Origin of the sequence: Streptomyces sp. YIM 130001, assembly GCF_003574445.1 — a bacterium.
Lineage (GTDB): Bacteria > Actinomycetota > Actinomycetes > Streptomycetales > Streptomycetaceae > Streptomyces.
On sequence record NZ_KZ984579.1, the window covers coordinates 16,034 to 29,815 of the forward strand.

A 13,782-nucleotide genomic window follows, 5' to 3' on the forward strand; every position below is an offset into this window, starting at 1 on the left:
GTGTGTTGCTACGTGGGCACGCCTGCGCGGCCATCGTCCCTCCCCGTTTCGCAAGTGCCGTGGTGAATGAGTGCGCGGGTGTTGCCTGCTGTCGTGTGTCGGTGTGTTCTCACTGGTCCCACGCGGTTTCTGTCGCCCCACAGGCTACGCGTGGATCTATCAACACCACAGCCTGTGCAGGGAGTTCACCGCATTGTGACGGGCGGGAACCTGTGCATTCTGGGGCCAATCGATCTCGTTGGTCGACGAAGTCGGCCAGCATTTGAAATGCAAACAATCGAATACCCTTCTTACGTGATGCTCGAGTCCTTGACCGCCTGGTGATGTCCGCGGCTTCACGTTCCGCAGCACGGCCGCCGTCTCGCCCGGCGACCCTCCCGTGAGTGACGGAGCTTGCAGGCCACTTCCCGTCACCTCTTCGGAGCGCACCGCTGGCGGACTCGGCGGGCGATGTGTCACCCACACCAGGGATCGGCACACCGGACCGCATCCTGCTGTCCGCGCGTTGTGGGTTTCGGCGGGAAGACCGGTATACGCATCACTGCTACCTCGTGATGTCGGGGCGGCATGCTGCCGCGTTCACCTACCGCAAGGACCCCGGAGCAGCGAAACGTGACAGCGGCGCGCAGGGAAATCTGCTCATGGCCAGACCTTCGTCGTTGCGGAGCGGTCCCGCAGGTCACAGGCACCGTTGCTCAGCGGAACCGGGAGCCGCGGCGCTGCTCGAGGATGGCGAACAGGGCGAGCATGAGCGCGGTGGCGGACAGTGCTGCGGCGGCGAGGACGATCCACGAGATGGGCTTCGAGGCTGAGGCGGCGGGGACGGTGTCTGGTGTCTCGTCTTTCGCTTTGCTGGCGGGCTGCTTCGAATCGGTGTCGGTGATGGGGACGTTGGGTGTGCCGGGCTTGAAGGGCTCGGCTGGTTCGGGGGTGACGCCGGTGCCGGTCTTGATGGTGAGTTTCAGTGGGAGGACGGTGCCGCGGCCGGGGTTCTTGGAGGTGATGCCGGCCTGGATGTAGTAGGTGCCGGACATGTTCGTGGGCTTGTCGCGGTCCTGCAGGGTGCCGGCCGAGCAGTCCGCAGTGACGTTGCCGCCCTTGCGGGAGGATTGGAGGTGTTTGTAGATGGCGGCCTTGTCGTGGTCGGCCTTGCACTGGTCGGGTTGTCGGGCCGGGTTGTAGATGCGTACGCCGAGGTGGTCGGGCTTGTCGCCGATGTCGTAGCCGGCTGGGAGCGTGGTGGCTGCCGTTACGGTGAGGGACTGCCCCGCCTTGAGGTGGATCTTGTAGAAGTACAGGTCTCCGACGATCAAGTCGCCTTCGAGGGTGCCCGGTTGGATGGCTCGAGCTGAATTGAACGAGGCTCCGCCACGGAGTGCTTCGCTGTCCTCGGCGCTGACGGCCGGGGAGGCGGCCGTGCCGAGCATGAGCGCGGCGGCGAGGCTGGTCAGGGCTGCGCGGGCCCCGGTCCGGGTCGGTGTCACGGGGTCCTCCGGCGGGTGACGGCGGGGCGGATGAGAGCGGCGAGCAGCAGACCGCCCAGGACCGCCGCGGCGATCGGGAGCGGCCGCATCAGGCTGTCGGAGGACGCGCCGGCGTTGCGGGCATCCGAGGCCGACGTGTCCGGCGTGCTCTTTCCGGCCTCGGCTCCTGCGTCTGTGGCGGGTTTCCCATCGGGGCCGACGGCCTGGCCTTCGACGCCGACGGAGAGCTCGACGGGGTGCTTCTTGGCTGCTGCCTGGACGTCGTTGACGACCTGTGCGCACACGAGCGTGGAGGCCTTCTTGTCGGGCATCTGCCCCCACGTCATACGGTCGGTGACGACGCCGGTCGAGATCACGTTCGCCCAGAACGACTCCATCTGCTGCTCGTCGGCGAACGGCCGGCTCTCGCCCGGCAGATGGAGCCGGGCCCGGACGTAGGAGGCGTTCTCGTACGGGCCGTCCGGGATGACCGCGGAGCTGAAGCGCAGTGCCTGGCCCGGCCGCACGCGAACCTTGTACCAGTGGGACTGCCGGTATTCCATGGCGTCCTGGTACTGACCGGGTTCCAGGACCGGCGCCGACTCGCATGACTCGGCGCCGTGGACCTTGGTGCCGGACACCGCGTACGGCGTCAGTGCGCGTTTCACTGACCCGGCCAGTTCGTCGCCGAGTTCGTCGGCGTCGCCGGCGTCGACGTACTCGCCGCCGGTGGCCTTCGCGATGCACCGCAGCTCGGCCCGTGCCTTCGCGCCGACCTTGAATCCGACGGTGTCGACCGTGAGGTCGATGCCTGCTCCCTTCAGGTCTCGGGCGACGTCGCAGGCTGTCGGGGGCGCGCAGGTGTCCTCTCCGTCCGAGACGAGGATGATGCGGCGCGGCCCGCTGTCTCCGAGGTCCTTCGCGGCGGTCTTCAAGCTGCTGCCGATCGGTGTCATCCCGACCGCTTTGATCCCACGGACTTCGGATTTGGCCTTCTGCCGGGCTGTGTCGTCCATCTTGGCGACGGGGGAGAGGAGTTGGGTGTCGCGGCAGCCGGACCCGGTGTCCTCGCCGGGATATGTGGCGCCGTAGACCCGCAGCCCGAGAGCGGTGCCCTCGGGCACGTCATCGAGCAGTCCGGTCACTGCCGACTTGGCCGCGGCCAGCCGAGACTGCCCGCCGGCGTCCCGCTCCTTCATCGACCCTGATGCATCCAGCACCGTCATGATCTGCGGCTGCGGCTCCTCCGCCGCGACCGCTGAACCAGCCGCCAACGGCAGCCCCAGCAGCGTGGCCAGGGCTATCAGTGCGATGCGTACACGCCGTGCCTTCACTGGGCACCGCCGAAGGGTTCGTGCGGCTCGTCGGCTGCGGGCCCGGTTCCGGGGCGAGGCCAGACGGTGATGACGTCTCCGTCCAGGGTCACCCGACGGCCTGGGAAGGCTGCCTGGACCTGGTCGAAATCGGGTAGATCGAAGGGCCGGCCGCCCTTGACGACCACCGCGTCGCCTTCCCAACTCACCTGTTGGGTGTCGGGCGGCCACATCTCCCGTGCCGTGCCGATCGCCTGCACGGGTGGCCCGGCGGTCGCCTCTTCGTTGTTGTGAAGTCCGTTTCGCGGCAGTGTCATCACAAGCGTGTCCAAGTCAGGAGGCGATCGGGGGAGTTGAACCGAACCGTTGGTTCGCAGAAGAGAACATAATATTCACTAGAGCAAATCTCAATAGGGTTCTGTCATCCCGCACCACCTGGGACCCGGAGCATCACCCGCCAACTCCCGGACTCGGAGCCTCGATGCCCTCGGACGTCCCCTCAATCTCCCGGACAACTTCGGCCGCACCACCGCGCGACTCGGCCCCGAGCTCACTGCCCGACTGCACCCCCGCACCCGCCACGTGAAATCCTCTGTGCCGCGCACGCCCGCATCACCGACCGCCGAGCAACCGCGTGAGCGCGTCCCTTCGGCACCCACCCGGCGGGATGCAGCGCGCCAGCACGCGGCAGAGCAGACCTGACAGGAACGGGGCGGAATGACCAACCACGCGTTCGCCGGCCGGTACGTCCTGGCCGACGAGATCGGCCGCGGCGGAGCCGGCGCCGTCTGGCGGGCCTGGGACCACCGCCGCCACACCTACGTGGCCGTCAAACTGCTCCAACGCCACAAGGCACAAGACCTACTGCGCTTCGTCCGCGAACAGAGCGTCCGCATCGATCACCCCCACGTCGTCGCTCCCGCCACGTGGGCTGCCGAGGACGACCAAGTCCTGTTCACCATGGACCTCGTCGCCGGCGGCTCACTCGAAAGCCTCGTCGGCGACTACGGCCCCCTCCCACCCCGGCTCGCCTGCCTCCTCATCGACCAACTCCTCGCCGGCCTCGAAGCCGTACACGCCGAGACGATCGTTCACCGCGACATCAAGCCCGCGAACATCCTCCTCGAGGCCACCGGCACCGGCCGCCCTCACCTGCGCCTCTCCGACTTCGGACTGGCCTGGCGTAAAGGCGAGCCACGCCTCACGCACACGCACCAGATCGTCGGCACACCCGGTTTCATCGCGCCCGAGCTTCTCGACGGAGACGATCCCCACGCAGCAGCCGACGTGTTCAACGTCGGCGTCGTCGCACTGTTCCTCCTGCAAGGAACGGCACCCGACACCAAGCAGCTCGTCCGGGAATTCGATCATGCCCGGGGCGTTCCACCGGCGCCCGCCGGCATCGACGACCGGCTCTGGCAGGCCCTCGGCCCGCTCCTTCACCCCGATCCCGCTTTGCGTATCCAGTCAGCAGCCCAAGCCCGCAGCCGAATCGCTGACACTGCCGCGTACCTGCCAGCCGTCGACCACCACACCGAGCCGATCGACGTGTTCGATCAACTCGGGCCGCTCCCAGGAGGCTTCGGCCCGGACGGCCCGACCCCACCAGCCGACCTGCCTCCACCCCCGGTAGAGCCGAACACCCCAGAGCTGGACCCGACTCCTCCGGAGTCGAAGACCACCACCTACCACCTCGCGCCGCCGCAACCCACCACCCGGCACCCCGACGGTCACGAACGGCGCGGCCCCGATCCTCGAATCCCCGGCGCTCCCGCGCACCCACCATCTCCCGAGCAAGACCCGATCGGACCTGAGAAGACGGTAGGCGCGCCTGCGCGACTCGTCCTCCTGGCCGTTGTTGTTGCAGCGGTCGCTGCCGGCCTGTGGGCGCTCGCCTTGATCGGCACCTGAGCGCTGCTCGGACGGAGCGTGCAGGAGCGGTGCTTGAGGCGTGGCGTGCCCCCGGCGGGCCGTGAGTGTCAGTGACTCGCCACATCCTCGGGAGATGGCGCGCCGTGTTCGCACAGCACCGGCGGCCCGCCCAGGGAGTGGTGATCACCAAGCTGGGGCAGATCGGCTTGGAGCGGCACCCGGCGGGGCCCAACGTGCAAAGGAGAGCGTCCACTTGACCTATGAGCCTCACGACTTGCAGGTGACCTACGACCCCTCGAAGGGGTGGTCCCACTTCGTCCTGTACACCGAGCCCACCCGAGGCATCGTCATGGGCGGGCTCAACGCCACGACGACCATCGAGCCGACATCCGCCTATGCCCACGAGTGGCGCAACCGGCTGGAGCGATGTGATCCGAACCCCCTGCACACAACCCTCGTCGGGAACGAGGAGATGCCCAAGCTGTTCCACCCATGCGTGTACGAAGACAAGGAGAGCCCTTCGGCTGTCGCGGGAGATGGCTGCCTCTGCCGTCAGACGTGGGTAGACCCCGAATTCGGATCCCCGGTCGTCGCAGAGCACTACCGCACCGTGTCGGGCAACATCGAGCACTGGAAGTACCGGACATACGCCCCCCTCGACCTCCGTCCCGGAGATACCTTCGCTTCCCTGATCGTCGATGATGGGATGCAGTTCTGGGCGAGAACCTCCCACAGGCTGATCACACCTCTGCCGCAGGAGTCCGGACACGGCTACGGAGTGGGCTACAGCGGATCCGGGCCCCGCGCACTGGCGCAATACATCCAGAGGCTCATTGAATCCGACGGTGAAGACACCGCTGCCGGCGACCGTGACAGTGGCAGTCCCGACCCGAACATCCTCGCCTGGGCGTCGAGCAAGCGCACTGTCCGAACTCTCGAGCTCTCGCTCAACGAGCTCAGAGCGATCCAGCACGGCTGAGACAGCCGGTGTCTGGTGATCTGACCAGCATCCGCCGGTACACAGTCCCTCGACACGACCGCCAGTGCTCGCCGATTTGGGGCAGGGTGCTGGCGGTCGGCGTCGTGAGGGGATGCCCGGTCACGGCCCGCGGCGGCGGAAGGCCGACCAGGCAGGTCCCCCTCCAGCGGTCGGGGCGGCTTCGCTGCTGACCTGGCTGAGCGTGCTGGGCCGCACGGCGTGGTCGCCGAAGCGGGCGCGAGCCTGGTCGGAGGCCTCCTCGATGCGGCGGCGTTTGTCGTCGGCGGGGTCGAGGAGGAGTTGGTGTGTGGCGTGTTGGGCGTTTGTGAGGTGTTCGGCGCGGAGCGTGATGGTGCGGACGCGGGCGCGTTCGAGGGCGAGGCGGGTGTAGAGGTCGTAGGCGGTGGTGGTGAGGGTGGGGGAGTGGGCGGTGAGTTCGGCCAGGGTTCGGGTGCGTTGGGTGCTGGTGCCGTCGGCGTAGACGACGGTCAGAGAGAGTCGGGCGGCGACCTGGCCGCTGGTGCGTAGGCGCAGTCCGAGCCGTTCGGTGAGTCCGATGAGCGCGCGGCGGTGGGCGTGGTGGTCGAGTTCGTCGTGCGGGAACGACCACGTGGCGCCAGCGGATTGGGGTGCGGCCGCGGGGATGACGGGGCGCGGGTCATGTCCGCGGGCGCGTTCGTGAAGGGTGGTGGCGGTGGTCTTGCCAAGGATGCGCTGCAGGGTGAGCGCGGGGACGTCGGTGAGGTCGCCGATGCGGTGGATGCCGTAGTCGGCCAGAGTCCGGGCGGTAGCCGGCCCGACTCCGAACAGGGCCGCGACAGGCTGCGGGTGGAGGAAGCCGGCGACGGCGTCCGGGGTGGGGTCGATGATGGTGCAGTGGCCGGGTGCGGTGACGGCGGCGGCCATGGAAGCGAGCATGCGGTTCGGCCCGGCCCCGATCGTGGCTTGCAGTCCGTACAGCGCCGCGAGCCGCAGTTGGACCAGGAGCGCCAGGTCGCGTGTGTCCCGGTCGAAGTACCGGTGTGCGCCCGTGACATCAAGATCCGCCCCGTCGGGTGGCAGAGCCTGGACGAGCGGGGTGATGTCCCGCAGCAGCGCGAGGGCCTGCTCGTACGTGTCCTGGTCGGCGGGGCCGACCCGGTAGAGGTGGATCCGCAGGACGCTCTTGGTGCCGGCCGCTGGGCAGCTCATCGGCCGGTCACCCGGCCGATCCGGGGCTGCGGTGGCCGAGGCGCCGCAGGTCGGCGGAGCGGCTGCCGGCAGGCTGCAGATCGCTCCACGCCGCCAACTGCGCGCCAGCCGTTCCGTCGGTCAGAGTCCGCCCAGCAGTCGGGGTGGGTTCGGGATGTGCGGGGGTCGGGGCGGGCTGAGTGTGGCCGAGCAGGCGTAGGGCTGCTTCGGGGCCGTGGTCGCGGCGTGCGGCGGCGATGTCGTCGAGGTTCCAGGCCATGCTGCCGACGACGGTGCGGCGGTTGCCGCGTCGGGAGACGGTGCCGCGGACGAGGAGGAGCCCGGAGTGGAACACGGTGTGCGCGACGGCTTCGTGGCTGTCCTCGAAGAAGGCGAGGTCGACGAGTCCGAATCCGTCCTCCAGGGTCACGAAGATGACGCGCTTGCCGCTCGGGATGGGTGGGGTCTGGGTGGAGGCGCGGACGCCGGCGACGAGCACGTGCTGGCCGGCGTGCAAGTGCTGGAGGTGGGTGGCGTCGGTGGCGCCGAGCTCGCGCAGGAGCCGGTGGTGGTGCTCGAGGAGATGCCGCGTGACGTCGACGGCCAGCACGTCCAGCTCTGCGTCCATCACGTCGCGGCTCGTCATCGCGGGCAGTCCGGCCGGGCCTGCGGTCACCGGGCCGGTATCGAGGGGGAGTTGCCCGTCTGCGGTGGTGCGTTGGCGGGTCTGGCGGTGGAGCTCGGTGGCCTGCAGCAGCAGGTCGCGCCGGTTCATCTCGCCGGTGAGTTTGTCCAGGGCGCCGATCTGGACGAGGCGCTGGGCGAGCGGCAGGGAGGGGCGGGCACGCTGCCACAGATCCTGCAGACCGGCATACGGGCGGCCGGCGTCGATCCGTTCGGCCTCCGCGTCGGTGATGCCGCGGACCGTGGACAGTGCGAGCCGCACCGCCCACCCCTGTGTGGCGTCGTCGCTGGGCTCCACGGAGTGGAACGGCCGGGAGTGGTTGACGTGGACGGGCAGGACGGGGACGCCGTGACGGCGGGCGTCGTGGACGAGGACGCGGCGCGGCCACATGCCGGGGTCGTGTTCGAACAGGCCGGCGTAGAAGGCGGCGGGGTGGTGGGTCTTGAGCCACGCGGACTGCACCGCCGGTACGGCGAACGCGACCGCATGCGCCCGGCAGAATCCGTATGCACCGAACTCCCGGATGGTCGCCCACACTTCGGCCACGACCTCGGTGGTGTAGCCGCGTTCGGTGGAGGTGCGGGTGAACCAGGTGCCGACGTTGTCGATGCGGTCGGGGTCGGCGAGGGCGCGGCGGGCGACGTCGGCGGCCGCCCGGTCGCAGCCGGTCATTTTCGACAGGATGGCCATGATCTGTTCGTGCCAGATGACGACGCCGTAGGTGTCGTCGAGGATCGGCGCGAGATCGGGATGCGGATAGTGCGGCCGCTCAAGTCCGTGCCGGGCGGCGATGAAGCGGGCCGGCATTCCGCCCGCCACGGGGCCGGGCCGGAAAAGTGAGATGTCGGCGATGACGTCCTGCATGTGCTGCGGCTGCAGGCGCGCGATCAGGTCCTGCTGACCGGACGACTCGATCTGGAAGCAGCCGAGAACGTCGCCGCGGCGGATCAGGTCGAACGTCGCCTCGTCGGCGAGGTCGACATGGTCGGGGCTGTCGAGGTCGATGTGCCGGCCGGTCGTGCGACGCACCTCGGTGACGCCGTGCGCGAGCGCGGACTGCATCCGCACCCCCAGCACATCCAGCTTGAGCAGGCCGAGTGCTTCGACGTCTTCTTTGTCGGCCTGGACCATGGGGTAGCCGCCGGGGGTGGGCTGTACCGGGAGCCGGTCGAGCAGGGTGGCGTTGGAGAGGATCACGCCGCACGGGTGCATCGCATATCCGCGGACCAGGCCGTCGAGGCCGGCCGCGAGTTCCCACAACGGCCCGAACTGCTCAGCCCCAGCATGAAGTTGGCGGAGTTCGGGGAGTTCGCGCAGTGCGTGGGGGATGTCGACGGCCCGGATGTGCGGAAAGGATTTGGCGATGCGGTCGACGGTCTGCGGGGTGATGCCGAGTGCGAGGCCGGTGTCGCGCAGCGCGTGCCGGGCCCGGTAGGTCTCGGGCATGCCGGTGACCGCGACCCGCTCGGCCCCGAACCGGTCGAAGATCTTGTCGTACACGTCGAGGCGGCGGGCGGACTCCACGTCGATGTCGATGTCCGGCAGGGACGTCCGACGCTCGGACAGGAACCGCTCGAAGAGCAGCCGGTGCTCGAGGGGATTCGCGGTGGCGACGAACAACGAGTGGTTGACCATGGAGCCGGCTCCGGAGCCGCGGGCGGCGACCCGTACGCCCATGGCCCGCACGTCGGCGACGACCTGGGCGACGGCCAGGAAATACCCCTCGTAGCGCAGCCTTGCGATGACGCCGAGCTCGTAGTCGAGCTGGTCGAGCGCCCGCCGGTCGGTGTCGAGGCCGCGGGCGGTCATGCCGGCCTCGCACCGCTGCCGCAGCAGCCGCATCCCGTCCCCCGGCTCGTCGCCCGCGCCCACGACGTGCGGCTCGGGAAAGTGCGGACGCCCCACCCCAAGGCCGGCGGCGTCCAGCCGGCACCGGGCCGCGGTCTCCTCCGTCTCGCGCAGCAGACGCGCGGCCCGCTCGGGCCCGTCGCCCGCGGCCGCCGCGATCCGCTCCGCTACCTCACCCATCTCCGCTGGTCCCTTGAGCCAGCGTTGCCCGCAGTCGAGCCGGCGCCGGTCCACCGGCCGCAGCAGCCGCCCCGCATCGAGCACGTCCGCGAGCCGATGCTGGCCCGCATCCGCGTAACGGACGGCGCCCGTCAACACCGCCGGCACACCGGCTTCGTCGGCGAGCTGCACGGTGCGGCCCGCCAGCCGCAGCGACCCCGGCCCGGTCCCGTTCAGCCCGTGCCACACCACCTCCAGCCCCACCCGCGCCCCAGTACCGGCCAGCTCACGCCACGGTGCCAGCAGCCGCCCCGCCACATCCGGGCGCCCATGCGCCAGAGCACGCACCGGCTCCGACACCGGCCCGAGCAGCACACACAATCCCTCACCGACGTGCTCGAGCAGCGACCCCCACGACGCCACCGGCACTACCCCCGCCGACGTCCCCACCTGAGCGGCCGACACCAGCCGGCACAGCCGCGCCCACCCCGCCACCGACTCGGCGAGGACGGTGACCCGCAACGGCGCCTCCTCGACATACGCGCCACCACGGGCCGGCGCCCGACGCCGCTCCCGGCTTCCCGCGGCGGGCTCGGTGGTGGGGGCGACGGCCAGGTCGACGCCGAGGACCGGCCGCACCCCGTGCACCGCGGCCGCCTGCAGGAAGCGGACCGCGCCGGCGACCGTGTCCCGGTCGGTCAGCGCCAGCGTGCTCATACCCCGCTCGGCAGCCCGGCGGACCAGGTCCTCGGGGTGCGAGGCGCCGTAGCGCAGCGAGTAGCCGGACGCGACATGCAGATGAGTAAATCCGCCCATATCGCACCCCCACCCCGCACTGCACTCTCCCTGGCCATGGCCGAATCCTTCCCGATTTCGAATATCTGTTCGACAAAGGTAGCGCGTGAAGCCCTCCGACACGAACGGGACAAACGTGGATTACCTCGACCGAGTGATCAGTCGCCGGCCCCCGCCCCTGTCGGACCCGGCCGGTACGGTGCTGGTCGTGATGGCGGGACGCGAACAGACCCGACTCGTCCTCCTGCGCGGCACCAGCGCCTCCGGCAAATCACCCGTGGCGGCCGCAGTGCGCGAGAAGGCCGGCCGCAACTGCCCTTCCGCGGCCCGACGGGGCGAGGCCGGCCGGCTGCTCACGGACGCGCAAAGTCACGGCTTTGCGCGTGGTTCGGCGGGGAGCGAGGTCAGTTGCAGCCGCTTCGCGTCCTGGGTTGCTACGGATGCGTGAAGTCAGCTATGTTCTCGGCTCGTTGGGCCGGTGAGTGGCGGCCCCGGCCTCGATTGGCCCATGACCGGTCGGAACACACGGCCCGAAGGTGCGCTGCATCTCCACCGTTAAGTCACCCGCGGCTATCGGCGTCGTCGGGTCATGGGACCGCACGCCAGAATCGAGTCCGCGATGGTGAAGAACCACGCTCGCAAGAACGCCGCCAAGGCCCGCCGTGCCCGGACCGGCGAAAGTCTGCAGAAGGCCCTAAAAGCCGTCCGTCGCCCTATCCCTGCAGGGTCCGAGCCGCCGTCGGAGTACCTGTACTTCCCTGTGGCCCTCAGGCCCGAACTCGACGGCACTGCCCCGTGTCAGGACTGCGAGGGCACCGGTCTGCACGGCGGACTGTCGGGAAAGGTCGTTCCGATGGACCTCGAACGCAGTCGCCCGGGACTGGTCCTAGTCGCCTGCTCCGCCTGTGGCGGCTGTGGCCGAGCCGACCACAGCGACTGCCCGCCGCTGCACACCGGGGACGATCCACACGCTACCGCCGCCTACTTGGCCAGGCTCCGGGTGGAGGCACGTGACGACTCTCCTGCGCCGACCTGCGCCGCCTGTCACGACCGGGAGTTCCTTTTCGAGCTCGGCATCGTCGATGCCGAGCTGATCGAGGACACTCCAGAGATCGCCAACTACAAGGCCCGGGCCCACGCCATGGGTGAAGAGGACGATTCCGGCCTCCCCGATGGCTACAGTCTGCACATCCCTAGTGGCCTGCAGTACCTGATCATCCCCTGCGCTTGCGCGCCGGAAAGCGAAGCGCAGGTCGTGCCGGCCGCCGAACTGATGACGGCGGCCAACTGACAGCCAGGGTTAACGCTCAAGCGCCCCCGCCTCGGCGTAAGCCGAGGCGGGGGCACCCATGAAGGCTGTAGGTAGGCAGCTCCTCGCGAGAGGGGCCGAGGTGCTCGCGAACCTCGTCCGAGACCACCGCGGCACCACCCGCAGTTACTACCTCGACGTCGCCCTCGAGGAGACGTTCACCCGCCACGACTACCTGGCCCACGTCACCGAACAGCACCTGCGCAAACTCGGCGCCGGATCCCAGCCATCGACCGCTGACGACGCCAGCAGCATCCCGCCCTCGACGCGCGCGAGACGGTCTCGGCCGCCGCGCCGCGGTGAACCCGCCGCACTACGCTGGAGCTGCTGCTCGGGGCTGTCGCGGAGGTACCTCATGCGCCCTGTCTGGTCCGGAGCGATCTCGTTTGGCCTGGTCACGATCCCGATCAAGGTGCTGCCGGCCACCGAGGACCACTCGATCCGGTTTCACCAGTACCACCTCGAGGACATGGGTCGGATCCGCACTCGCAAGGTCTGTGAACTCGATGACAAAGAGGTCGCGAACGCGGAGATCGGCAAGGGCTACGAGCTGTCGAAAGACACCCTCGTCGCGGTCAGCGACGCCGAGCTCGACCAGATCCCGCTCCCGACCGCGAAAGCGATCGAGATCGCGGCTTTCGTTCCGTACGAATCGATCGACCCCATCCGCATCGGCGACGGCTACTTCCTGCAAGGCGACGGGCAGGTCGCGGCGAAACCGTACGTCCTGCTGCGCAAGGCCCTCGAGCGCTCCGAGAAGGCGGCGATCGCGAAGTTCGCGTGGCGCGGCCGCGAACGCCTCGGCCTGCTCCGCGTCAAAGGCGACACCATCGTCCTCCACGCGATGAAGTGGCCCGACGAAGTCCGCTCCCCGGAGTCCCTGGCCCCGAAGCCGGTCGACGTGACCGACGACGAGATCGACCAGGCCATGCAGCTGATCGAGTCGATGGCCTCGGACGGCATCGCCGATCAGGAGTGGGCCACCGACCGCTACACGACGGCTATCGAGGACGTCCTGGCGGCGAAGGCTGAAGGGAAGAAGCCGCCGAAGCCCGAGACAGGGGAAGAGCCGGCCGGACAAGTCGTCGACCTGATGGCCGCGTTGCAGGACTCCGTACAGAAGGCCAAAACGGCCCGCGGCGAGGGAGACGAAAACGCCACCGTCCACGAGATGCCGAAGAAGAAGACGGCCGTGAAGAAGTCCACCGCGAAGAAGACGGCCGCGAAGAAGAAGCCGCCGGCGAAGAAAGCGGTCTCCAAGGCACGCAGGGGCGCGTGACCGCACGCACTTGGCGTGCCCGTCACCCGACCTCGGCGGAGTCCGGCTCGTGGACGTGCTTGAGGCGCATCCGCGCCTCCACCAAGGAGCGTCCTGACAGTCCATCCCAGTTGGGATGCGTGGACACGGCCTCCGCAGCCTTCCGGGCCTCTTCCGTCAGGCGCTGCATATCGGCGCGCTGCTGCTCGCTGTAGCCAGGCGAGTCGTCACGCCGCGGGGCCGGCCTTTCCCAGCCCTCCATCGGGTCCACTGACCACGGCAAGTCCCTACTCAACTCGGTGAGGGCGGCTTGCGTACGCCGCAGCTCGTCCTGTGCGCTCAGCAGATCCTGGCGGGAAGTCATCACTACTACCGCCTCGGCAGCGGCATCAGCGGCATCAGCGGCACTGCGTACTGACCGCGGAGACCGATCGGCAGCGGCGCACCACACGTGGCAGCAACTGGGGCGGTGGGAGCGAGGCTCCTTTTACGTCAGCTTGACCGAGCGGGCGCAGGCCAAAGGTCGACTTACAGTGATGATTCAGCCAGAGGAAACGGTCATTTCAGGTAGCTGCGCGGAGCGCGTGAGAATCACGTGAATAACCCAGCGACACGAGAGGTGCGCCCCGGTGCCACGCCCTGCGGTGAGACGACGGGCTTCCGTTCGTACCTTTGGTCTACGCCAAGTCGGCGCATGCGTAATGAAGTTGCAAATCCCGCACGGGGTGAGCGTGCTTCCATTGCCGCGCAAGAGGCCGGATGCCGTCACGGCCGCAAATCAGTCAAAACGAGCTCGCCTCGGGCGTCGCTTTCACCTCCGATCGAGGTATGGCTGAAAATCACCACAACCATCAGCGAACGCCTGTTCGGTCGTGTGCGTTGCGTGATGGAGTGCGTGAGCCCAGTGACCGTGGGGGTCACTGGGCTTTCA

The 13,782-nt window shown here is 69.0% G+C and carries 10 protein-coding genes and 1 pseudogene; 5 read left to right on the forward strand and 6 right to left on the reverse strand.

Annotation, left to right across the window (positions count from 1 at the left end; translation table 11 throughout):
* Positions 1-695: 695 nt before the first annotated feature.
* From DSC45_RS34365 to DSC45_RS34375, 3 genes are read right to left on the reverse strand one after another with little or no spacing between them, the layout of a single operon-like run.
* Positions 696-1,484: a hypothetical protein gene (locus tag DSC45_RS34365; RefSeq protein WP_119295970.1), complete on the reverse strand. Its 789-nt coding sequence runs from the start codon at positions 1,482-1,484 to the stop codon at positions 696-698.
* Positions 1,481-2,797 (reverse strand): vWA domain-containing protein, encoded by a 1,317-nt coding sequence (locus DSC45_RS34370; RefSeq protein ID WP_119295971.1) that lies wholly within the window; start codon positions 2,795-2,797, stop codon positions 1,481-1,483. The genes DSC45_RS34365 and DSC45_RS34370 overlap by 4 nt, the downstream gene beginning before the upstream one ends.
* Entirely contained in the window at positions 2,794-3,093 is a 300-nt protein-coding gene (locus DSC45_RS34375; protein WP_119295972.1) for a hypothetical protein, read from the reverse strand. Before DSC45_RS34375 ends, DSC45_RS34370 begins: the two co-directional genes overlap by 4 nt.
* Before the next feature lie 400 nt (positions 3,094-3,493).
* Between DSC45_RS34375 and DSC45_RS34380 the strand changes: the two genes are divergently transcribed.
* Together DSC45_RS34380 and DSC45_RS34385 are read left to right on the forward strand one after the other, a co-directional pair.
* Complete coding sequence (locus DSC45_RS34380; RefSeq protein WP_119295973.1) at positions 3,494-4,687, forward strand: serine/threonine-protein kinase; 1,194 nt, start codon at positions 3,494-3,496, stop codon at positions 4,685-4,687.
* A 214-nt stretch (positions 4,688-4,901) separates the two neighbouring features.
* Positions 4,902-5,627, forward strand: coding sequence for a hypothetical protein (locus DSC45_RS34385; protein ID WP_119295974.1), 726 nt, complete (start codon positions 4,902-4,904; stop codon positions 5,625-5,627).
* Between the two features lie 120 nt (positions 5,628-5,747).
* Here DSC45_RS34385 and DSC45_RS34390 read toward each other — a convergent pair whose 3' ends face one another.
* Both DSC45_RS34390 and dnaE read right to left on the reverse strand, forming a co-directional pair.
* A complete protein-coding gene (locus tag DSC45_RS34390) occupies positions 5,748-6,818 on the reverse strand; it encodes a DNA polymerase Y family protein (protein WP_119295975.1) in 1,071 nt (356 codons plus the stop codon).
* Positions 6,819-6,825: 7 nt separating this feature from the next.
* Complete coding sequence (gene dnaE, locus DSC45_RS34395; RefSeq protein WP_119295976.1) at positions 6,826-10,305, reverse strand: DNA polymerase III subunit alpha; 3,480 nt, start codon at positions 10,303-10,305, stop codon at positions 6,826-6,828.
* 190 nt (positions 10,306-10,495) lie between these two features.
* On the opposite strand from dnaE, the pseudogene DSC45_RS34400 reads away from it, so the two are divergent.
* From DSC45_RS34400 to DSC45_RS34410, 3 genes and pseudogenes are all read left to right on the forward strand, one after another.
* A pseudogene (locus tag DSC45_RS34400) lies at positions 10,496-10,597 on the forward strand (kinase); the annotation flags it as partial.
* A gap of 306 nt (positions 10,598-10,903) precedes the next feature.
* On the forward strand, positions 10,904-11,575 hold the full coding sequence (locus DSC45_RS34405) for a hypothetical protein (protein WP_119295977.1): 672 nt from the start codon (positions 10,904-10,906) through the stop codon (positions 11,573-11,575).
* A 373-nt stretch (positions 11,576-11,948) separates the two neighbouring features.
* Positions 11,949-12,872 carry a non-homologous end joining protein Ku gene (locus DSC45_RS34410; RefSeq protein ID WP_119295993.1) on the forward strand — a complete coding sequence of 308 codons (924 nt, stop codon included), beginning with the start codon at positions 11,949-11,951 and terminating at the stop codon, positions 12,870-12,872.
* 22 nt (positions 12,873-12,894) lie between these two features.
* Here DSC45_RS34410 and DSC45_RS34415 read toward each other — a convergent pair whose 3' ends face one another.
* Positions 12,895-13,215 carry a hypothetical protein gene (locus tag DSC45_RS34415; RefSeq protein ID WP_119295994.1) on the reverse strand — a complete coding sequence of 107 codons (321 nt, stop codon included), beginning with the start codon at positions 13,213-13,215 and terminating at the stop codon, positions 12,895-12,897.
* Positions 13,216-13,782: the final 567 nt, after the last annotated feature.

Bases quoted from the DNA above. Each gene is read 5' to 3' on its own strand.
- DSC45_RS34375 (WP_119295972.1), bottom strand. From the start codon at position 3,093: ATGACACTGCCGCGAAACGGACTTCACAACAACGAAGAGGCGACCGCC.
- DSC45_RS34380 (WP_119295973.1), top strand. From the start codon at position 3,494: ATGACCAACCACGCGTTCGCCGGCCGGTACGTCCTGGCCGACGAGATC.
- DSC45_RS34390 (WP_119295975.1), bottom strand. From the start codon at position 6,818: ATGAGCTGCCCAGCGGCCGGCACCAAGAGCGTCCTGCGGATCCACCTC.
- dnaE (WP_119295976.1), bottom strand. From the start codon at position 10,305: ATGGGCGGATTTACTCATCTGCATGTCGCGTCCGGCTACTCGCTGCGC.
- DSC45_RS34405 (WP_119295977.1), top strand. From the start codon at position 10,904: ATGGTGAAGAACCACGCTCGCAAGAACGCCGCCAAGGCCCGCCGTGCC.
- DSC45_RS34410 (WP_119295993.1), top strand. From the start codon at position 11,949: ATGCGCCCTGTCTGGTCCGGAGCGATCTCGTTTGGCCTGGTCACGATC.
- DSC45_RS34415 (WP_119295994.1), bottom strand. From the start codon at position 13,215: ATGACTTCCCGCCAGGATCTGCTGAGCGCACAGGACGAGCTGCGGCGT.